Below are 19,455 nucleotides of genomic sequence, written 5' to 3' on the forward strand. Positions count from 1 at the left end.
CTCAGTCTCCTCTCACAGCGAGGCGCTCGATCGCCGCCATCGGTACAGGCAGCCAGTCGGGGCGGTGCCGTGCCTCGTACAGCACCTCGTACACGGCCCGGTCCGTCTCGTAGGCACGGAGCAGTCCGTGTTTCTTGCGCGGGTCCCAGCCGGCGCGGGCGGCATAGCCCGCGCAGTAGGCCTCGCGACAGCGCCGCGCCCACTCCGGGCGCCAGGGGCGGCGCTGCCGGGCGGCGTAGTCGAAGGAGCGCAGCATCCCGGCGATGTCCCGCACGGGGGAGTGGGCGCTGCGTCGTTCGGAGAGCGGCCGGGACGGCTCGCCCTCGAAGTCGATGACGAACCACTCACGCCCGGCCCGCAGCACCTGACCCAGGTGCAGGTCTCCGTGGATGCGCTGGGCGGGCGGCCCGGGGTCGCAGGTGGTGAGGGCGGCGAACGCGGTCCGCAGGCCTGGCACGAACGGCTGGAGCGCGGGCACGCAGTGCGCGGCGGCGTCGAGTCGCTCGGTCATCGCCGTCGCGGTACGCCCGTTCTCCCCGGGCGCGCCGACCGGGAAGGCCGAGGCCAGCGCGAGGTGCACATCCGCCGTGGCCGCGCCGAGCGCCCGGGCCTGGACCGTGAAGTCGTCCCCGGCGGCCAGGGCGTGCAACGCCAGCGTCCAGCCGTCGGAGGCGTCCCGCAGATACGGCTGCAGCACACCGAGCGTGGCCTTGAAGGGGTGCTTCGTCTGGAACCAGGCCACGGGCGCGGGGACGCGGTGGCAGCCCTGGCGGGCAAGCGCCCCCGGCACCTCCAGGTCCGGGTTCACGCCCGGCTGGATGCGCCGGAAGATCTTCAGGATGTACTCGTCGCCGTACACCAGCGAGGAGTTGGACTGCTCGGCGTCGAGCAGCCGCGGCACCAGTCCGCCGGGCACCGGCTGGTCCGGGTCGCAGTCGAAGCGCAGTGGGCCCGCGGTGCCGGGGTGGCGCAGCCGGTCCAGGAGCAGCTGGGCCGAACGAGGGTCGTGGAGCGCGTCGTAGACCGTCAGACCGGCCAGCGGCCCGTCCTGCACCCTTCCGATGAGTGCCCGGCCGAGGCGCGGCGACGGGTGCTCCCGTACGCCGAGCAGGAGCTGGTAGCAGTCGCCGGCCGGGGGAGCACCGCCCGGCGAGGGCACACCCGTGTGCCCGGCGTGCCCGGCGTGGACCAGCAGGTGCAGACAGCCCGGGAACAGCTCGGTCATCGACAACAGGCCGAGCTCCGTGACGGGCCGGTCCTTGCCCGCGAACCAGCGCTGGCGGGGCAGCCAGTCGCGCAGCAGAGCGCCGAGCGACTCCATGGGCTCGGCCGGGCGCGTGAGGCTCGGGCCGAGGGATGCGGTCTTCGGCATGGTCACGCCTCCTTGTCCCGGCGCGTGCTCACAGTCGCCGGCCGATGCGGGATGCGACTCGGGTGAGCCGGAACCAGTAGAAGCCGTGACCCCCGAGGGTCAGCAGGTACGGCAGCTCGCCGATGGCCGGGAAACGGACCCCGCCGAACAGCTCCACCGGATGGCGCCCGGCGAACTCGCGCAGATCGAGTTCGGTGGGCTGCGCGAACCGCGCGAAGTTGTTCACGCACAGCACCAGGTCGTCCTCGTACTCCCTGAGGAACGCCAGCACCGCCGGGTTGGAGGAGGGCAGTTCGGTGTATGTGCCGAGTCCGAAGGCGGGATTCTGCTTGCGGATCTCGATCATGCGGTGGGTCCAGTGCAGCAGCGAGGACGGCGAGGACATGGAGGCCTCGACGTTGGTCACCTGGTGGCCGTAGACCGGGTCCATGATGGCCGGCAGGAAGAGGCGGCCCGGGTCGCAGGTGGAGAAGCCGGCGTTGCGGTCCGGGGTCCACTGCATGGGGGTCCGGACGGCGTCGCGGTCGCCGAGCCAGATGTTGTCGCCCATACCGATCTCGTCGCCGTAGTAGAGGATCGGCGAGCCCGGCAGGGCCAGCAGCAGGGCCGTGAACAGCTCGATCGAGTGACGGTCGTTGTCCAGCAGCGGGGCGAGGCGCCTGCGGATGCCGATGTTGGCGCGCATGCGGGGGTCCTTGGCGTACTCGGCCCACATGTAGTCGCGCTCTTCGTCGGTGACCATCTCCAGGGTCAGCTCGTCGTGGTTGCGCAGGAAGATGCCCCACTGGCAGTTCGAGGGGATGGCCGGGGTCTTGGCCAGGATTTCCGAGACCGGGTAGCGCGACTCGCGGCGTACGGCCATGAAGATGCGCGGCATGACCGGGAAGTGGAAGGCCATGTGGCACTCGTCGCCGCCCTTCGCGAAGTCGCCGAAGTAGTCGACGACGTCCTCGGGCCACTGGTTGGCCTCGGCGAGCAGCACGGTGTCCGGGTACTGGGCGTCGATCTCGTGGCGGAGGCGCTTGAGGAACGCGTGGGTGGCGGGCAGGTTCTCGCAGTTGGTGTCCTCGGCCGCATACAGGTACGGCACCGCGTCCAGCCGGAAACCGTCGATGCCCAGGTCCAGCCAGAACTTCAGCGCGGCCAGGATCTCCTCCTGGACGCGCGGGTTCTCGTAGTTGAGGTCCGGCTGGTGCGAGAAGAAGCGGTGGAAGAAGTACTGGCCGCGCACGGGGTCGAACGTCCAGTTCGACGTCTCCGTGTCGACGAAGATGATCCGGGCGTCCGGATAGCCCTTGTCGTCGTCGGCCCACACGTAGTAGTCGCCGTAGGGCCCGTCGGGGTCCTTGCGCGACTCCTGGAACCACGCGTGCTCGTCGCTGGTGTGGTTCATGACGAAGTCGATGATCACGCGCATGCCGCGCTGGTGGGCGGCGTCGACGAACTCCACGAAGTCGGCGAGGTCCCCGAACTCCGGCAGCACGGCCGTGTAGTCGGAGACGTCGTAGCCGCCGTCGCGCAGGGGCGACTTGAAGAAGGGCGGCAGCCACAGGCAGTCGACGCCGAGCCACTGGAGGTAGTCGAGCTTGGCGGTCAGGCCCTTCAGGTCACCGACACCGTCGCCGTTGCTGTCCTGGAACGAGCGGACGAGCACCTCGTAGAAGACGGCGCGCTTGAACCACTCCGGGTCGCGGTCCCTGACGGGAGTGTCCTCGAAGGTGTCCAGCACGGGCTCGTTCACGGTCATGACGTTCCTGCCCCTCCGATCGCTTGCGCGGCGGGCGGTGACAGGACGTGGAAGACGTGCGCGGGAGCCCGCCCCGGCTCGAGACGCACGTAGTTGTTCCTGCTCCAGCGGTACGTCTCGCCGGTGAGCTCGTCGCGCACCGGCACCGACTCGTGCCAGTCCAGGCCGAGTTGCGGCATGTCCAACGAGACCGTCGCCTCCTGGGCGTGGTGGGGGTCGAGGTTGGCGACCACCAGGACGACGTCGTTTCCCGTGCGCTTGCTGTACGCGATGAGGGCGTCGTTGTCGGTGTGGTGGAAGCGGAGATTCCTGAGCCGGCGCAGTGCCGGGTGTTCCCGCCGGATGGTGTTGAGCCTGGTCAGCAGCCGGGTGAGGGTGCGGCCCTCGCGTTCGGCGGCGTCCCAGTCGCGGCGGGTGAGCTGGTACTTCTCCGAGTTCAGGTACTCCTCGCTGCCCTCTCTGAGGGGGGTGTTCTCGCACAGTTCGTAGCCGGAGTAGATGCCCCAGGTCGGTGAGAGGGTCGCGGCGAGGACGGCCCTCACCTCGAAGGCGGGGCGGCCGCCCTGCTGGAGGTAGGCGTGCAGAATGTCGGGGGTGTTGGCGAAGAAGTTCGGCCGCATATAGCTGGCCGACTCGCCGGAGAGTTCGGTGAGGTAGTCGGTCAGTTCCTGCTTGGTGTTGCGCCAGGTGAAGTAGGTGTAGGACTGCTGGAAGCCGATCTGGGCCAGGGTGGCCATCATCGCCGGGCGGGTGAAGGCCTCGGCCAGGAAGATCACGTCGGGGTCGGTGCGGTTGATGTCCGCGATGACCCGCTCCCAGAAGACCACCGGCTTGGTGTGCGGGTTGTCCACGCGGAAGATCCGCACGCCGCTGTCCATCCAGTGCCGCAGCACCCGCACGGTCTCGGCGATGAGGCCGTCCATGTCGGCGTCGAAGGCGATGGGGTAGATGTCCTGGTACTTCTTCGGCGGGTTCTCGGCGTAGGCGATGGTGCCGTCGGGGCGGTGGTGGAACCACTCGGGGTGTTTTTGCACCCAGGGGTGGTCCGGGGAGCACTGCAGGGCGAAGTCCAGCGCGACCTCCAGGCCCAGCTCGCGGGCCTGGCCGACGAACCAGGTGAAGTCCTCCAGGGTGCCCAGATCGGGGTGGACGGCGTCGTGGCCGCCCTCGGGTGAGCCGATCGCCCAGGGCACGCCGACGTCGTCGGGGCCGGGGGAGAGGGTGTTGTTCCTGCCCTTGCGGAAGGTCGTGCCGATCGGGTGGATCGGGGGCAGGTAGACGACGTCGAAGCCCATGGCGGCGATCGCCGGAAGGCGGCGCGCTGCGGTGCGGAACGTGCCGTGCGGCTGCTCGGAGGTGCCCTCGGAGCGGGGGAAGAACTCGTACCAGGAGCCGTACAGGGCCCGCTCCCGCTCCACCAGCAGCGGCAAGGGCTCGGAGGTGGTGACCAGGTCCCGCAGCGGATGCCGGGCCAGCACCTCCTCCACCTCCGGCGCCAACGCCGCCGCGAGCCGAGCCGGAGGGGGCAGTGAGTCGTCGCGCAGCGTCTCCGCCGCGCCAAGGAGCACGCCGCGGCCGTCGTTCTTCGGCACGCCCGCCGCTGCCCGCTCGTAGAGGTCGGCGCCCTCCTCCAGGACCAGGCCCGGGTCGATGTCGGCCGGCACCTTGATGCCCGCCGCACGACGCCAGGTGGCCACCGGATCGCTCCAGGCCTGTACCCGGTACGACCAGCGGCCGACCGCGTCGGCGGTGACCTCGGCGCCCCACCGGTCGCTGCCCGGAGCCAGCTCCCGCATCGGCGTCCACGGCCCGGGGCGGCCCTCGGGATCCTTGAGCACGACATTGGCGGCCACCGCGTCGTGCCCCTCCCGGAACACGGTGGCGGTGACCTCGAACGTCTCTCCCACGACCGCCTTCGCCGGCCGGTTGCCGCTCTCCACGGCCGGGCGGACATCCCGTACCGGGATACGGCCGATGGCTCGGGTCCTACTCATGGTCCTCACCTCCACCGTGCTCGGAACCGGGCCCCCGGGGCCCGGTTCATGGGGACAAGATGTGCGGGAAGGCCGTTACCTTCCCGCTGGGTACCGCCGCTCCGCCGTCGGCGGTCTTCGTCGCACCGCGGTGGCCGGACGGGGTCGTTCGGTCTTTTCCTGCAGACAGGTGACCTGCTGTTCCTGCAGATAGGTGATCTGGTTCGTGCGCAGGTACCGCTCGGCCGCGTCCGCCGCCTCCCGCGCGCAGCGCTTGCCCATCAGCACGCAGAGCGTGTAGCCGGAGTCCTCGAACGTGGTCCGCACCGTGCGGTCGTTGGGTGCCGCGAGCATCACGCGTTCCCAGGCCCGGTATCGCCGCAACTGCCGGGCGACTTCGGCTTTGGCGGGTAGCAGCATGGCGCCGATCACCTTTCGGGCTCGAGGGGCACGGTCTCCCCGACGGTCGGACGGCGCCGCGCACAGCGACACGGACCCGTCACGGCGATCGAGTTCTGTCACACATGGTGCACGTATGACAACGCAACGTCTTGTTGGACCTTCAACCAGTGGCGCGTCCGGGTGAGTCGTTCAGGCCATCGAGGTGCGCGGGTTGTGTGCCCGACCGGCTCGGTCGTGTGCTCGTGTTGCACGAACGGGCTAGCCCCCTCACTCTGAGGGTGACTCAGAAGCGATACACGCTCACGTTCCGTGCTCGGGGCTCGTCCCGCAGGACTGCGGGAGCGAGGAGGAGCTGAGCCTCGCGGTGAGGAGCCGACCGATGAAGACCGCAGTGCCCTGCTACTACCACCTCGACGTGGAAGTCAGCCCGGAACGGGTGGGACAGGTCAGCCGCATTCTGGCCGCTCACCTGAAGTTCTGGGACCTGGACAACCTGATCCAGCCCGTCTGCGGCGGTGCCGAGATGCTGCTCGAGGCCATCGACGAACACGCCACGGACAAGAACACCTCGATCGAGATGTGGTGGAACGGGCAGCACCTGATCACCGCCATCGGGGACAACGACCGCGCCCTGCGCCCCGACCAGGAACTGCGAGGCTGCCTGGAGCACCTCGCGGCGATGAGCGACGGCTGGGGCTGCTGCGCCACCGAGACCGGCAGCAAGGTCATCTGGTTCTCGCAGCGCGCCCGCGCCGGCGAACGCGTCCCGCTGGTACCGACCGCGCCCGCCCCACGAGTGAGCGAGGGCCTCGACGTGCCCCGCGAGGTGCGCGTCGCGCAGCTGGCCGGCCCGGCCGGCATGCCGGACGAGGTCCTGGAGGAGGCCCGGTGACCCGTCGGCAGAACCGGAAAGGGGCGTCCGCCTGGAGCGGGCGCCCCTACCCGCTGGGCGCGTCCTACGACGGGGAGGGCACCAACTTCGCCCTCTTCAGCGAGGTCGCCGAACGCGTCGAGCTGGTTCTCGTCGACGACGACGGCACCCACACCCAGGTGCCGCTGGCCGAGGTCGACGGCTTCGTGTGGCACGGCTACCTCCCCGGCGTCGGCCCGGGCACGCGGTACGGCTACCGCGTGCACGGCCCGTGGGCCCCGGCCGCCGGCCACCGCTGCAACCCGGCGAAGCTGCTCCTCGACCCGTACGCCCGCGCGGTGGACGGGCAGATCGACAACCACCCCTCGCTCCACGAGCGCAACCCGGACGGCCCCGACCCGGCCGACAGCGCCGGGCACACCATGCTCGGCGTGGTGACCGACCCGGCCTTCGACTGGGGCGACGACCGCCCGCCCAGCCGTGCCTACGCCGACACGGTGATCTACGAGACCCACGTCAAGGGCTTCACGCGCACCCACCCCGGGGTGCCCGCCGAACTCCGCGGCACCTACGGCGGACTGGCACACCCCGCGGCCGTCGAGCACCTCACCTCGCTGGGCGTCACGGCCGTGGAGCTGATGCCGGTCCACCAGTTCGTCCAGGACGGCGTGCTCCAGGGCCGCGGCCTGGCCAACTACTGGGGCTACAACACCATCGGCTTCTTCGCCCCGCACAACGCCTACGCCGCGCACGGCACCCGCGGCCAGCAGGTCGCCGAGTTCAAGTCGATGGTGAAGACCCTGCACGCGGCCGGGCTCGAAGTGATCCTCGACGTCGTCTACAACCACACCGCCGAGGGCAACGAGAAGGGCCCCACCCTGTCCTTCCGGGGCATCGACAACTGCTCGTACTACCGCCTGGTCGACGGCGACTGGGAGCACTACTACGACACCACCGGCACCGGCAACAGCCTGCTGATGCGCCACCCCTACGTGCTCCAGCTGATCATGGACTCGCTGCGGTACTGGGTCACCGAGATGCACGTCGACGGCTTCCGCTTCGACCTCGCGGCCACGCTGGCCCGGCAGTTCCACGAGGTGGACCGGCTGTCGGCGTTCTTCGACCTCATCCAGCAGGACCCGGTGATCAGCCGCGTCAAGCTGATCGCCGAGCCGTGGGACGTCGGCGAGGGCGGCTACCAGGTGGGCAACTTCCCGCCGCTGTGGTCGGAATGGAACGGCATGTACCGCGACGCCGTCCGCGACTACTGGCGCGGCGAGGACCACACGCTCGGCGAGTTCGCCTCGCGGCTGACCGGCTCCTCCGACCTGTACGCGCACAGCAGGCGCCGGCCCCGCGCCAGCGTCAACTTCGTCACCGCGCACGACGGTTTCACCCTGCGCGACCTCGTGTCCTACAACGACAAGCACAACGAGGCCAACGGCGAGGACAACCAGGACGGCGAGAGCGCCAACCGGTCCTGGAACTGCGGCGCCGAGGGTGCCACCCGTGACCCGGCCGTCCGGGAACTGCGCACCCGCCTGCAGCGCAACTTCCTCGCCACGCTGCTGCTGTCCCAGGGCATCCCGATGCTCTCCCACGGTGACGAACTGGGGCGCACCCAGCGCGGCAACAACAACGCCTACTGCCAGGACAACGAGATCTCCTGGATCGACTGGCGGCTCACCGAGGAACAGCGCGACCTGCTGGAGTTCACCCGGTACGTCATCCGGCTGCGCACCGGGCACCCCGTGCTGCGCCGGCGCCGTTTCTTCCTGGGCGAGACCCTGACCCGCGCGGACCAGCCGCTGCCCGACCTGGTGTGGCTGGCGCCCGACGCCCGGGAGCTGACCGACGACGACTGGCAGCGCGGCGACGCGCACTGCGTCGGCGTCTTCCTCAACGGCGACGCCATCGCCGAACCCGACCCCCGTGGCCGACCCGTCGTCGACGACTCGTTCCTGCTGCTGACCAACAGCCACTGGGAGCCGGTGGACTTCCGGCTGCCGGACGCCGCCTACGGCGAACGCTGGTCGGCGCTGATCGACACAGCCGACCCGGAGGGCATCCCGGACGAGGCGGAGCACAAGGCGGGCACGGGCCTCACCGTCGGAGCACGCAGCCTGGTCCTGCTGTCCCGGCCGTCCCGGAAGACGGGCTGAGGGCTGAACAGGGTCAGCGGCCGCGGCGCGACGTCACCGTGAACTGGGCGCCGTCATGGTCGCGCAGCACGGCCTCGTCGCCGCCCTTGGACAGCACGCTGCCGCCGTGCAGCTCCGCGGTCCGGGCACAGGCCTCCACGTCGTCGACGGTGAAGTGGACCTGCCAGTGCGGCCGGATCGTGGGGTCGGGGGCCGCCTCCAGCGCCCCCGACTCGATCCGTGCCACCACGTCACCGCGGCTGCGCAGCACGACCTCCCCGCCCTCGTAGTGGACCTCGCAGCAGCCGGGACGCTGCGTGGCCCAGTCGAGGATCTCGCCGTAGAAGATGGCCGCGTCGAAGGCGTCGCGCGTGTGGAGCGTGATGAAGACCGGCTGCGCGTTGCGCCAGGTCTCCCAGTCGGTGAACAGGTCGCCCTCCCAGATCCCGAAGGTCGCCCCGTCCCGGTCCGCCAGCAGCGCCGCCCGCCCCGGCGGCAGGGAGATCGGCCCGACCGCGACCGTGCCCATGCGTTCCTGCACCCGTGCCACAGCCTCGTCCGCGCTGCGCACGGCGAAGTACGGCGTCCAGGCCACCGCCATCTGCCACATGGTCGCCACCCCCGCGATCCCGGCCACCGGCGAACCGTCCGCCAGTGCGATCCGGTGCCGGTCGCCCAGCTTGGCCGGCCGCCACTGCCAGCCCAGCACGGCACTGTAGAAGTCCTCCGTCGCCTTGACGTCCCGGCTGGTCAGGCTCACCCAGCAGGGTGCGCCGACCACGGAGTGTGATGAGACGACGTCCTTCGTACCGGACGGGGCGGGCATGTCGTGGTTCATGGTGTCGCGTCCTGATCTCGTCGGCCTGGCAGCCACCGGAGGATTGCATCCAGTGTCCGGCCGGAACCGCTGTGGGCGCCTGCCGAGTACCCCGGCGACGACGCGCAAACGGTGCCGTGAACCGGCTGGTCCGCCCCGGTGGCACCGGGCGGGCCGAGTGACGACGATGGATGGGTCGGACACTGTGTCAAGGCACTCAAGCACTCTGTGAGGCCACACGGACAGCGGCGCACCGGACCCGGAGGTGACCATGCCCACGGACGGGGGCTCGGAACGGATCTTCGAGCTGCAGGAGGAGATCCAGCAGCTGAAGGAGGCGGTCGTCTCCCACGCCGTTGTGGACCAGGCGATCGGGATGGTCGTGGCGCTCGGCCGGGTCTCGCCCGACCAGGGGTGGGCGGTCCTGAAGGAGGTCTCCCAGCACACCAACATCAAGCTGCGCAACGTCGCGGAACTGATCCTCGTCTGGGGGCGCACCGGCATGATGCCCCAGGAGATCCGGGCCGCTCTGGAGGACGCCCTCGACCGCGCCGGACCGGCGCAGATCCCGGGAACACCGCCGGAGGCGTGACCCCCGGCGGCTCGAGTCGCTCACCCGGTCTCCGTCAGCAGTTCCTCGCGCAGATGGGCGAAGCAGCTGCTGAGCAGCCGGGAGACGTGCATCTGCGAAATGCCGAGCTGCTCGGCGATGCGGCTCTGCGTCATGCCCTTGAAGAACCGCAGGTAGAGGATGATCCGCTCGCGCTCCGGCAGCGCTTCGAGGCAGGGCCTGACGGCCACCCGGTTGACGATGGTGTCGAAGGCCGGGTCCGGCCCGCCGATCGCGTCCCCGAGGGCGTAGCCGTCCGTCCCCGGCATCTCCGCCTCCAGCGACAGCGCGGAGAAGCACTCCAGGGCCTCCATGCCGGTGCGCACCTCGCCCTCGGTGAGGTGGGCGTACTCGGCGATCTCGGCGACCGTGGGGGAGCGGCCGGGGATGGTCTGCGACAGCTCCTTGGCGGCGTGCCGCACCCGGTTGCGCAGGTCCTGGACCCGGCGGGGCACGTGCAGCGTCCACATGTGGTCACGGAAGTGGCGCTTGATCTCGCCGGTGACCGTCGGTACGGCGTAGGCCTCGAAGGCGTTGCCGCGCGCCGGGTCGTAGTGGTCGACGGCCTTGACGAGACCGAGGGCGGCCACCTGGTACAGGTCCTCCAGGGCCTCGCCCCGGCCGCGGAAACGGACGGCGATCCGCTCGGCCATGGGCAGCCAGGCCTCGACCAGCTCGTCGCGCAGGACCTTGCGCTCGGGCCCCTCGGACAGCCGCGCGAGACGTTCGAACGCCGCGGCGGTGTCGGGGGCGTCGTCGTGGGGGTGCGTTCTGGTGCTGCCGGCGATACGCATGATGCGCACCTCCCTGAGCAGGTGCCGAATGGACAGACACCGTGGGGAGCGCGGACTCGGACCTCGCGGCGGGCACCGGGGGCCCGGGTGGCTCCCACGGACGTGCCTCCTGTCCGAAGCACTTCACGGCCCATTCCCGGGCGGGAAGATTACGAAACAATTCAGACAATACGCCCATTCGGTGTCCCGGGCGTTTCCGGGCCACTGCCGTTCCGTGTTGACTCCAGGCCGCCAGCAAGGTCAACCCGCTCAGCTATGAGGTGGACGCCCTGCGCGGACTCCTCCTCGGCGCGCCTCATCATCTGGCGGCCTATTTCGCGGTGCTGCTCGTGTCCGCCGCGCTCGGCGTCACCGCGGCCTCGCCCCTGCTCGGTCGGCCGACCCGTTGATCTTCACCCGGGAAAGTGATGTGCGGCACGCCTGGGCAACCGCTTTCTCCGACTGTTTCCGGATAACCGCTGGGCACGGCTTGATCGCCGATCAAATGGGGTGAACTGCCTGGCCACAGCGCATTCTGCTCATTTGACAGTGCGCTGAGACCACAGATAGGAAGCAGCTTCCAGAGGTCGAGAGGGGCACCGTGTACGAGCCGAACGTGGTCGGGGACTGGCAGGAGTACGACGAGCATGCCGGTCTGCGGGTCCGCGTCCACCGTCTGGAACCGGCCGAGCCGCCCCGCGGCCGTGACGACGCCGCCGACGGGCTGACGTACTTCTGCCTCCGCGTGACGGTCGAGAACCGCGGCCGCCGGCACCTCGGCGTCCACCTCGAGGACGGCCAGATCGACGTGCGGATCGGCCCGGACGGGGAAAGTGCCTTCCTCGACTGGCGCAACTCGCAGTTCATCGAGGGCTTCGACGTCTATCCGCTGCGCCGGGCCACCGCCGTGCTGTACGCGGCCGGCACCGAGGCGTCCCTGAGTCTCGTGGACGTCCAGGTCCAGCTGCGCGTCGAGGAGGAGTGGACCGAACGCCGGCTGTGGTCGGGCGGCATCGGTGTGCACGAGGGACCTGCGGGGACCCAGCAGGGCGCGGTGCGGGACAGCCTGGCGCACCAGGTGAGCGTCTTCCTGCGGGATCAGGCAGAGGAAGGCACCGCCTGATCCGGCGTCAGGGCATCCCGCCGGGCAGGCATCCCGCCGGTCAGTGCGGGATGCCGTCGATGATCTCGCGGGCGCCCTGACGCAGCAGGGCCACGGCGACCGAGGTGCCGAGCGTGGCCGGGTCGAGCCTGCCCGCCCACTCGTGGGCGTTCAGCCGCGTCTTGCCGTCCGGGGTGAACACACAGGCCCGCAGGGACAGTTCACCACTGCGGTCCACCCGCGCGAACCCGGCGATCGGGCTGTTGCAGTGCCCCTGGAGCACGTGCAGGAACATGCGCTCGGCGGTGGTCTCCCGGTAGGTGTCCGGGTCGCCGAGGCCGCTCACCGCGTCGATGAGGCCGGCGTCGCCCTCGCGGCACTGGAGCGCCAGCACGCCAGCGCCGATGGGCGGCATCATCGCCTCGGTGGACAGGATCTCGCTGATCACGTCCTCGCGGCCGATGCGCTCCAGGCCGGACACCGCGAGCAGCAGCGCGTCGGCCTCTCCCGCGGCGAGCTTCGCCAGGCGACGGTTGGCGTTGCCGCGGAACGGCACGCACTCCAGGTGCGGATGCGTGGCGGCCAGTTGCGCGACCCGGCGCACCGAGGAGGTGCCGATCCGGGTGCCGGCCGGCAGCTCGTCCAGGGTGAGCCCGCCGGGATGGATCAGGGCGTCCCGGATGTCGTCCCGCTTGAGGAACGCGGCGAACACGGTGCCCGCGGGGAGCGGCCGGTCGGCGGGCACGTCCTTCATGCAGTGCACGGCGAGATCGGCTTCCCCGGCCAGCAGCGCCGCGTCGACCTCCTTGGTGAACGCGCCCTTGCCCTCGACCTGGGACAGATCACCCATCCACTTGTCACCGGTGGTCTTCACCGGCACGACCTCGGTGCGCACTCCGGGGTGGGCGGCGGCCAACTCGGCCCGGACACGCTCCACTTGGGCGAGCGCCATGGGCGAGTCGCGGGAGACGATACGGATCAGTTCGGGGACGGACATGCGGACACGATAGACCCTCCCACGGGTGCGTCCGTGCCGTACCTCCCCCGACCGCTCGGCACCGTGCGTCAGTTCGGGGCGAGCGGCTCGCTCAGTTCGACCGCGCGCAGGGCCGCGGCGAGGGCCCGCTCGTCGCCGACGTCGAGGGCGGTGTCGGTGAGCTTGATGACATGTTCGTCGCCATGGGCGAGGGCCGTTTCCAGCACCTCCTCCGCCGAGCGGTCCGGCGCGGGGACGGCGGCGAGGGGCTCGGCGGGGGCGTACATGGCGGTGACCGCCGCCGACGCCGTCCACGCCGCGTGCAGGCTCGGCGCCCACAGCTCACGCGGGAGGGAGGCGAGGGTGCGCAGTACGGCGTTGGGCGCCGTCGCCGCGTGCACCAGCATGGTCGCCTCGCCGTGCCCATGGGTGGCGTACCGGTGGGTCGCGGCCCGGACCAGCTCGGTGAGGCGGGCCCGGGCCGTGTCCGGATCGGTCACGTCGCCCGCCCACAGCGGCAGTCGGCGTACGGCCGTCAGCCGGTCGGTGAACCCGCCCCGGGGGTCGTCGATCGGAGGCACGGCGTCCAGGGAGCGCGCGGCATCCGGTGCGGCCTGCAGCGATGTGATGCCGGAGACGGGGCGGTGCCGGGCCGCCCAGTAGCCCAGGCCGTGCGCGAGTTCGGCGAGCCGCGGCTCGTTCTCGCCGGCCTCCAGGGCGCGTACGGCATGTCCGACGCGGATCACGGGATGAGTGGAACCGCCGTACATCCCGGGCAGCAGCCGCGGCCACCACACGGCGAGGACGTCACGCCACGGCTGCTCGGTGAGCGCCCGGGTGAAGTGGGCGATCCAGTCGGCGGCCCGGCGCGGATCACCCAGGGCCTCCCGCCAGTCGGCGGCGGTCACGGGAGCGAGGGGCGCGGGGAAGTCCTCCAGCTTGTGCCGGTACAGATCGAGCCAGCGGTGTACGGCCTGCGGCCGGCCGTGCGCGGTGAGCGCCTCCACGACCATGGGGGCGTGGTTGGTGAGCCTGCCGAGCCGCTCCGGGCCCGAGGCGTGGAGGCGTTGGAGGGCTTCTTCGAGTGTTCCGGTCGTGTCGTGCGTGTCCATGACGGGACGTTATGCGGCCGCCCCGCGCCGACGGATCGGACGCGGGGCGGAAGCCGGACCCGGCCCGGGGCCTAGGTCCCAGGGCGGACCGGGTGGGATCAGGCGTAGGGGTCGAACGCGATGCCGGAGGGCTTGGCCGAGGCGAGGTGGTTGGCGAAGTTGGCGTCCTTCAGACCGAAATTGGCGCTGCCGAAGTTGTAGGACGTGAGCTTGTCGCGCACCCCGGCCGGGTAGCCGTTCCAGCCGACCAGCGATGGATACTGCCAGGTGCCCTTGTGGTTCTCCGGCGGCTCGTCATTGGAGTTGGCCACGCGGAAGCAATGCGTGCTCGCGCCGTCCTTGTGGTACACGATCTTCGCGTGCGTGCCGTCGAAGCGGACCGCCGACGCCGCGTGCACGTCGAACGAGCCGTGGGCGGACGTCGACACGTACTTGACCTGGTTGTCCTGCACGAACACCGCGACGTGCTCGAAGTCGTGCCGGTGGCCGCCGATGCCGCTGCCGGCGACGGCCTGGTCCTTCTCGAAGTAGAGGGCGTACAGGATCGCGCACCAGCCGTTGTTGCACTTGGAGCGCGAGTAGCCGTTGGAGTTGTCCAGGTCCGAGGCGTCGCGGCAGTCGCCGTTGAGGGCACCGGTCGGGTTGAGTCCGCCGTTGACCGTGCCGTCCGAGCCGATCGCGGGGGTGGAGTAACAGCCGTCGGTGTCGTAGTCGTAGGCGGGCTGGTACGTCTGCTCCAGCGACTCCGCGTTCGCGGGCAGCGCCCGCGGCGGCGCGGCGAAGGCCGTGGCGGGGAAGGCGAGGACGAGGGCGGCCGCACCGGCCAGACCGGTGAACCATCTCCTGCGGTGTGCGAACGGGCGTGACGACACTGCGTCCTCCTCGTGTTCCGGGCGCAGCCCAACGGCTGTGGGGGAAAGGGAGGTTCAGCTTCCACGGTGAACGCGTTCATGCCAAGAGGCGTGGGGGATTCCAGGAGTGAATCACTGCCCAACAGCCGGCGTCCGGGTGCCGCTTCAGACCAAGTCGTCCGGGATGTCGGCCGCCGCCTCCCCGGGTGCGAGGTCCGGCCGGAGTCGCAGCCAGGACGGCTGCCGCAACAGGCCCTCCCGGGTGCGGGTGCTGTAGCGGACCTCGCCGACCAGCCGGGGGACGACCCAGTGTGCGCCCGGAGCGCGCGGGGCCGGGTCGAAGGGGCAGATGTCACTCGCGGCGGCCCGCAGCAGCCCGGCGAGTTCCGTGCGTTCGGCCTCGCTCCAGCCGGTGCCCACGCTCCCGACGTAACGCAGCCGCCCCCCGGCGCGCTGCCCGACCAGCACCGCCCCTGGCAGTCCGGTGAGCCGTCCCTTGCCGGGCTGCCAGCCGCCGACCAGGACGTCCTCGGTGCGCATGTTGCGGATCTTGATCCAGGCCCGGGAGCGCATCCCCGGTTCGTACACCGAGTCCAGCCGTTTGCAGACCAGGCCCTCCAGGCCGTGCGCGCGGGTGGCGGCCAGGGCCTCGGCGCCGTGGCCGACCAGCGCGGCCGGGGTCGACCACGAGGGACCGGCGAGCCCGAGGTCCTCCAGTGCCGAGCGGCGTCGCGCGTAGGGGAGCCGGATCAGCGCGTGGCTCTCCAGGTGCATCAGGTCGAAGAGCACGAGGTGGACCGGGACCTCCGCCGCCCGCCGCGCCGCCCTGGCGGGCGCGTGGGCCAGGCCCATCCGGGACTGGAGCAACTGGAAGTTCGCGCGGCCCTGTTCGTCCAGCGCCAGGATCTCCCCGTCCAGCACGGCGGGCGTGGGCCCGAGCGCGGTGCCCAGCGGCCGCAGTTCGGGATACGCGGCCGTGATGTCCTCCCCGGACCGGGCCCGCAGCAGCACGCTGCCGTCCCCGGGGAGATAGGCCACCACGCGCTGGCCGTCCTGCTTGGTCTCATAGGCCCAGCGCGCGTCCTGCGCGGCGGGCGGCAGGGTGCCGGGCGTGGCGAGCATGGGCGGGATCAGCGGCAGGTCCACGGGTGAGGTGTGGACGCACCGGGGTGCGGTCACGCGCGTTCTCCGTGTCTTTCGCCTGAACGGCGTCGGTGCCCCGAGTCCGGCGGCGGTTGGCATTGCTTGAGTCAGGCAAGTAGGGCGGTAGGGTGGGCCTATGGCTACCTCGTCGCCGTACGGCACTCTCCGTGAGACGTCGACGCTCGCGCGCGGGGACGGGCAGCACGTGCTGGTCGTCACGCGGGAGCCGGAGCTCGCGGAACTGCTGTCCACCACCCCGGAGTTGGCGGGATACCGGATCAGCCTGGCCGACTCCGGGGTGGAGGCGCTCGCGCGGGTCGAACGGCAGCGGTTCGATCTGGTCGTCCTCGACGGGGAGATGCCCGACTTGGCGGAGCTGGGCCGGCGGCGCCCCGTCACGCTCGTGCACCGTCCGCCGGCCCTGCTGCTGACGGTGTGCGACTCCCTTCCCGGTCTGCTGCCCGAACTCGGCCCGGGGGAGACGGATTACGTCACCAAGCCCTTCCGCGTGGCCGAAGTCCTGGCCACCGACGACCCCAAGCGGGTCGCCGCCGCGGTGGAGAGCCTGCCGTTCAAGCGCGACGGATCGGTCTACGGCGTCTACGAACTGCCCGTCACCTGGTGACGCGCCAACTGGAGGAGAGAACAACCATGCGTGTGGAACTGGACGAGCCGAAATGCGTCGCCTCGGGGCAGTGAGTGATGACTGCCCCCGAGGTCTTCGATCAGCGCGAGGAGGACGGCGTCGCCTTCGCGCTGGACGAGCGGCCCTCGCGGACTCCCTGGAGGAGGTGCGTGAGGCGGTGGCGATCTGCCCGGCCGCCGCGATCCGGCTGGTGGAATGATTTACTTGAGTTACGCAACGAGATGGTAAAGTGGCCCCCATGTCCACACCACCGCTCCCCGACGTCCCCTCCCCGGAAGTGATCGAGATCGAGCGTGCGCTCACCCGTATCACGTACCTGAGCACGCGCGCCCGCCAGCACGAGCGACTGATGGCCCTGGCGGGCGTGCCGCTCGACCGGGCAGCCGTGGCACTGCTGCGGCAGGTCGCCGACTCCGAGCCGCTGCGGCCGGGGGAACTCGCCGCGCGGCTCGGTGTGGAGGCCTCGCACGTCACGCGCACGGTGCAGCAGTTGCAGAAGTCCGGCTACGTCACCCGCGTCCCCGACCCCGACGACCGCCGCGCCCAGCGCATCGAGCTCACCGACGCCGGCCGGCAGGCGATCGCCAAGGTCCGCGAGGCCGGCGTCCGCGGCATGCAGATGGCCTTGTCCGCCTGGTCGCCCGAGGAGCTGCGGCAGCTCGCCGGCCTCTTCCACCGCATGGTCGACGACTTCCTCGCCCACGCCGTGGAGGAGGAGCCCGAGCCCCAGACCGCCCCGGCGGGCAGCGCCTGATCCCCCGGCGCCGTGTGCTCCGGTCGGCGGCGCCTGATTCCAGGTCGCCGTGTGCCCTGCCGGGCGGTCGGCCTGTGCTCCCCGGGGCGCACAGGCGCCGAGCGGCGGCACCTGCCCCCGGTGCCCGTCCGTCCCGGCGGGCGAGCAGGGCCTGATTCCCGGTCAAGCTGCGGCCGGGTTCCGTGGATCCGCCCGCTCGGCGACCGCGGGGCCCGGCGGTGCGGGCTCGGGCAGTCGGCACAGCAGCAGCCGGCCCAGAGCGGGCAGCGCGATGAGCGGCAGCAGCGCTGTCCGAAGGGACGTCGCGTCGGCCAGCGCTCCGATCACAGGGGCGGCGAGGCCGCCGACGCTCACGGTCAGGCCCAGCGTGACACCGCTCGCCGTGCCCACGCGCCGGGGCAGAAAGTCCTGGGCCAGGGTGATGTGCAGCGAGAACGGCACGTACAGGCCCGCCGACGTCAGCGCGACGAACAGATACACCGGCGGCCCGGGCGCCAGGACCAGACCGGCCACGGCCAGGACGGTCAGGGCGTACGACCGGCGCACCACCGCCATCCGCCCGTACCGCTCGGCCAGCCTGCCCCCGGCCAGCGTGCCCACCGCACCGCCGGCGTAGAGCACGAACAGCGCCGCCGTACCGGCCGCCTCCCCACCGCCGGTGCGCTCCCGCACATACAGCGAGGCGAACGCGCCCAGGCCGACGAACACGACCGAGCGGCACACCACCGCACCGGACAGGCGCAGGAAGGACCCCCAGTCGTCGCGGCCCGCGACGACGGACGCACCGTCACCCCCGGCGCGTGACCCGGCCGAACGCACCGCCGCCGCACACAGAGCCGCCCCCGCCAGGGCCGGGACGGCCAGGAGAGGAGAGGCGCGCAGCCCTCCCGTGGCCACCACGGCGAAGACCAGCAGGGGTGCCAGGGCGAAACCGGCGTTGCCGCCGAAGGAGAACCAGCTCATCCCCGTATGCCGGCCGCCTGCCACGGCCCGCGCCACCCGGGCGGCCTCCGGATGGTACGCGGCCACGCCGACCCCCGACACGGCGACCACCGCCAGAGTCAGCGCGTAGGAGCCGGTCACCCCGCTCAGAGCGACGCCGGCCCCGGCCGTCAGCGCGCTGAGCGGCAGCAGCCACGGCATCGCCCACCGGTCGGTGAGCACTCCGAACAGCGGCTGCACCAGCGACGACAGCAGGGAGGCCGCCAGGACGACACCCGACGCGGCGGCATAGGAGTAGGCACGCTCGGCGACGAAGTACGGCACCAGAGCGGCCACGGCCCCCTGGTACACGTCCACGCAGGCGTGCCCCAGGGACATCAACAGGACGGGTCGGTCGCGTCTCGAAGCGGTCACCCGGCGATCGTCGTCGGCGCCGCGCATGGCCCGCTTCCGATAATCTGCCGGACTGTGCCGAGCATCCGCCACACCCCCGAGGCGCCGACCCGTGCCCAGCGGCTGACCGCCGGGGACCGCATCGACGCGCACCGCCACGACGACCACCAGATCGTCTACGCGGGCTCCGGCGTCGTCGCCGTCACCACCGACGCCGGCACCTGGTTCGCCCCCGGCACACGCGCCATCTGGGTACCCGCCGGCACCGTGCACGCCCACCGCGCCCACGGCCGGCTCGACCTGCACCTGGTCGGCCTGCCCGCGGACGACAATCCCCTCGGCCTGGACCACCCCGCCGTCCTCGCCGTCAGCCCCCTGCTGCGCGAGCTGATCCTCGCCTACACCCGAGACCCGGGCGACGACAGTCCCGAGCGCCGCCGGCTGCGCGCCGTCCTGCGCGACCAGCTGCGCCTCTCGCCGCAGCAGCCGCTGCGCCTGCCCACGCCCGCCGATCAGCGGCTGGCCGCCGTCTGCGCGCTCGTGCACGCCGACCCCGCCGACGTGCGCACCCTCGCCGCCCTCGGCGCCGCGACCGGGGCGGGGGAGCGCACCCTCAGCCGGCTCTTCCGCGCCGAGTTCGGCATGACGTTCCCGCAGTGGCGCACGCAGTCGCGGCTCTACCACGCCCTGCGGATGCTGGCCGACGGCCTGCCCGTCACGACCGTCGCCCACCGCTGCGGCTGGTCCTCCGCCAGCGCGTTCATCGATGTCTTCCGCCGCTCGTTCGGCTACACCCCGGGCACGCACAACCGCCGCGCCTGACCTGGTGA

18 protein-coding genes and 2 pseudogenes are annotated in these 19,455 nt (G+C 71.4%); 9 read left to right on the forward strand and 11 right to left on the reverse strand.

Going from position 1 to position 19,455, the window contains the following annotated elements:
• Position 1: 1 nt before the first annotated feature.
• From OG542_RS39170 to OG542_RS39185, 4 genes are all read right to left on the reverse strand, one after another.
• Positions 2-1,372: a maltokinase N-terminal cap-like domain-containing protein gene (locus OG542_RS39170; protein ID WP_328417422.1), complete on the reverse strand. Its 1,371-nt coding sequence runs from the start codon at positions 1,370-1,372 to the stop codon at positions 2-4.
• 28 nt (positions 1,373-1,400) lie between these two features.
• The gene (gene treS / locus OG542_RS39175; protein ID WP_328417424.1) at positions 1,401-3,119 is read right to left on the reverse strand and encodes a maltose alpha-D-glucosyltransferase; all 1,719 of its coding nucleotides are present in this window, start codon (positions 3,117-3,119) and stop codon (positions 1,401-1,403) included.
• Complete coding sequence (locus tag OG542_RS39180) at positions 3,116-5,113, reverse strand: alpha-1,4-glucan--maltose-1-phosphate maltosyltransferase (RefSeq protein WP_328417426.1); 1,998 nt, start codon at positions 5,111-5,113, stop codon at positions 3,116-3,118. Before OG542_RS39180 ends, treS begins: the two co-directional genes overlap by 4 nt.
• Positions 5,114-5,188: 75 nt before the next feature.
• Entirely contained in the window at positions 5,189-5,512 is a 324-nt protein-coding gene (locus tag OG542_RS39185) for a DUF5133 domain-containing protein (RefSeq protein ID WP_328417428.1), read from the reverse strand.
• A gap of 361 nt (positions 5,513-5,873) precedes the next feature.
• Between OG542_RS39185 and OG542_RS39190 the strand changes: the two genes are divergently transcribed.
• Both OG542_RS39190 and glgX read left to right on the forward strand, forming a co-directional pair.
• Complete coding sequence (locus OG542_RS39190; RefSeq protein ID WP_193483720.1) at positions 5,874-6,386, forward strand: pep a2; 513 nt, start codon at positions 5,874-5,876, stop codon at positions 6,384-6,386.
• On the forward strand, positions 6,383-8,527 hold the full coding sequence (gene glgX / locus OG542_RS39195; RefSeq protein WP_328417432.1) for a glycogen debranching protein GlgX: 2,145 nt from the start codon (positions 6,383-6,385) through the stop codon (positions 8,525-8,527). The genes OG542_RS39190 and glgX overlap by 4 nt, the downstream gene beginning before the upstream one ends.
• A gap of 13 nt (positions 8,528-8,540) precedes the next feature.
• Here glgX and OG542_RS39200 read toward each other — a convergent pair whose 3' ends face one another.
• Positions 8,541-9,344 carry a VOC family protein gene (locus OG542_RS39200; RefSeq protein WP_328417434.1) on the reverse strand — a complete coding sequence of 268 codons (804 nt, stop codon included), beginning with the start codon at positions 9,342-9,344 and terminating at the stop codon, positions 8,541-8,543.
• A gap of 250 nt (positions 9,345-9,594) precedes the next feature.
• Between OG542_RS39200 and OG542_RS39205 the strand changes: the two genes are divergently transcribed.
• Complete coding sequence (locus OG542_RS39205) at positions 9,595-9,915, forward strand: ANTAR domain-containing protein (protein ID WP_193483717.1); 321 nt, start codon at positions 9,595-9,597, stop codon at positions 9,913-9,915.
• 20 nt (positions 9,916-9,935) lie between these two features.
• Here OG542_RS39205 and OG542_RS39210 read toward each other — a convergent pair whose 3' ends face one another.
• Complete coding sequence (locus OG542_RS39210; RefSeq protein WP_328417436.1) at positions 9,936-10,727, reverse strand: RNA polymerase sigma factor SigF; 792 nt, start codon at positions 10,725-10,727, stop codon at positions 9,936-9,938.
• Positions 10,728-10,948: 221 nt separating this feature from the next.
• On the opposite strand from OG542_RS39210, the pseudogene OG542_RS39215 reads away from it, so the two are divergent.
• Both OG542_RS39215 and OG542_RS39220 read left to right on the forward strand, forming a co-directional pair.
• Positions 10,949-11,116: pseudogene (locus tag OG542_RS39215) on the forward strand (ABC transporter permease); the annotation flags it as partial.
• Between the two features lie 191 nt (positions 11,117-11,307).
• Positions 11,308-11,829, forward strand: a complete 522-nt coding sequence (locus OG542_RS39220; RefSeq protein WP_215123975.1) for a hypothetical protein — start codon at positions 11,308-11,310, stop codon at positions 11,827-11,829.
• Positions 11,830-11,869: 40 nt separating this feature from the next.
• On the opposite strand, the gene hemC is transcribed toward OG542_RS39220, so the two are convergent.
• The 4 genes from hemC to ligD form a co-directional block, all read right to left on the reverse strand.
• The gene (gene hemC, locus OG542_RS39225) at positions 11,870-12,805 is read right to left on the reverse strand and encodes a hydroxymethylbilane synthase (RefSeq protein WP_328336185.1); all 936 of its coding nucleotides are present in this window, start codon (positions 12,803-12,805) and stop codon (positions 11,870-11,872) included.
• A 68-nt stretch (positions 12,806-12,873) separates the two neighbouring features.
• Complete coding sequence (locus tag OG542_RS39230; RefSeq protein WP_328417440.1) at positions 12,874-13,896, reverse strand: questin oxidase family protein; 1,023 nt, start codon at positions 13,894-13,896, stop codon at positions 12,874-12,876.
• A gap of 98 nt (positions 13,897-13,994) precedes the next feature.
• On the reverse strand, positions 13,995-14,768 hold the full coding sequence (locus OG542_RS39235) for an NPP1 family protein (protein WP_328417442.1): 774 nt from the start codon (positions 14,766-14,768) through the stop codon (positions 13,995-13,997).
• Between the two features lie 144 nt (positions 14,769-14,912).
• Positions 14,913-15,893: a non-homologous end-joining DNA ligase gene (gene ligD, locus OG542_RS39240; RefSeq protein WP_328418308.1), complete on the reverse strand. Its 981-nt coding sequence runs from the start codon at positions 15,891-15,893 to the stop codon at positions 14,913-14,915.
• A gap of 133 nt (positions 15,894-16,026) precedes the next feature.
• Here ligD and OG542_RS39245 point away from each other — a divergent pair, with 133 nt between their 5' ends.
• The 3 genes and pseudogenes from OG542_RS39245 to OG542_RS39255 all read left to right on the forward strand — a co-directional run bounded on the left by OG542_RS39245 (position 16,027) and on the right by OG542_RS39255 (position 17,290).
• The gene (locus tag OG542_RS39245) at positions 16,027-16,515 is read left to right on the forward strand and encodes a response regulator transcription factor (protein ID WP_328417444.1); all 489 of its coding nucleotides are present in this window, start codon (positions 16,027-16,029) and stop codon (positions 16,513-16,515) included.
• Between the two features lie 77 nt (positions 16,516-16,592).
• Positions 16,593-16,735 (forward strand): annotated as a pseudogene (locus OG542_RS39250) (ferredoxin).
• A gap of 39 nt (positions 16,736-16,774) precedes the next feature.
• A complete protein-coding gene (locus tag OG542_RS39255) occupies positions 16,775-17,290 on the forward strand; it encodes a MarR family winged helix-turn-helix transcriptional regulator (protein ID WP_261682629.1) in 516 nt (171 codons plus the stop codon).
• 162 nt (positions 17,291-17,452) lie between these two features.
• Here OG542_RS39255 and OG542_RS39260 read toward each other — a convergent pair whose 3' ends face one another.
• Positions 17,453-18,610, reverse strand: a complete 1,158-nt coding sequence (locus tag OG542_RS39260; RefSeq protein ID WP_328418310.1) for an MFS transporter — start codon at positions 18,608-18,610, stop codon at positions 17,453-17,455.
• Between the two features lie 90 nt (positions 18,611-18,700).
• On the opposite strand from OG542_RS39260, the gene OG542_RS39265 reads away from it, so the two are divergent.
• Positions 18,701-19,447 (forward strand): AraC family transcriptional regulator, encoded by a 747-nt coding sequence (locus OG542_RS39265; protein WP_328417448.1) that lies wholly within the window; start codon positions 18,701-18,703, stop codon positions 19,445-19,447.
• Positions 19,448-19,455: the final 8 nt, after the last annotated feature.

This window comes from Streptomyces violaceus (genome assembly GCF_036014075.1).
GTDB lineage: Bacteria > Actinomycetota > Actinomycetes > Streptomycetales > Streptomycetaceae > Streptomyces > Streptomyces violaceus.

What these genes read in the sequence shown, in the direction of transcription:
- OG542_RS39170 (WP_328417422.1), bottom strand. Translation starts at nt 1,372, where the DNA reads ATGCCGAAGACCGCATCCCTCGGCCCGAGCCTCACGCGCCCGGCCGAG.
- OG542_RS39205 (WP_193483717.1), top strand. Translation starts at nt 9,595, where the DNA reads ATGCCCACGGACGGGGGCTCGGAACGGATCTTCGAGCTGCAGGAGGAG.
- OG542_RS39245 (WP_328417444.1), top strand. Translation starts at nt 16,027, where the DNA reads ATGGCTACCTCGTCGCCGTACGGCACTCTCCGTGAGACGTCGACGCTC.
- OG542_RS39260 (WP_328418310.1), bottom strand. Translation starts at nt 18,610, where the DNA reads ATGTCCCTGGGGCACGCCTGCGTGGACGTGTACCAGGGGGCCGTGGCC.
- treS (WP_328417424.1), bottom strand. Translation starts at nt 3,119, where the DNA reads ATGACCGTGAACGAGCCCGTGCTGGACACCTTCGAGGACACTCCCGTC.
- OG542_RS39255 (WP_261682629.1), top strand. Translation starts at nt 16,775, where the DNA reads ATGTCCACACCACCGCTCCCCGACGTCCCCTCCCCGGAAGTGATCGAG.
- OG542_RS39200 (WP_328417434.1), bottom strand. Translation starts at nt 9,344, where the DNA reads ATGAACCACGACATGCCCGCCCCGTCCGGTACGAAGGACGTCGTCTCA.
- OG542_RS39185 (WP_328417428.1), bottom strand. Translation starts at nt 5,512, where the DNA reads ATGCTGCTACCCGCCAAAGCCGAAGTCGCCCGGCAGTTGCGGCGATAC.
- OG542_RS39230 (WP_328417440.1), bottom strand. Translation starts at nt 13,896, where the DNA reads ATGGACACGCACGACACGACCGGAACACTCGAAGAAGCCCTCCAACGC.
- OG542_RS39190 (WP_193483720.1), top strand. Translation starts at nt 5,874, where the DNA reads ATGAAGACCGCAGTGCCCTGCTACTACCACCTCGACGTGGAAGTCAGC.
- OG542_RS39180 (WP_328417426.1), bottom strand. Translation starts at nt 5,113, where the DNA reads ATGAGTAGGACCCGAGCCATCGGCCGTATCCCGGTACGGGATGTCCGC.
- OG542_RS39210 (WP_328417436.1), bottom strand. Translation starts at nt 10,727, where the DNA reads ATGCGTATCGCCGGCAGCACCAGAACGCACCCCCACGACGACGCCCCC.
- hemC (WP_328336185.1), bottom strand. Translation starts at nt 12,805, where the DNA reads ATGTCCGTCCCCGAACTGATCCGTATCGTCTCCCGCGACTCGCCCATG.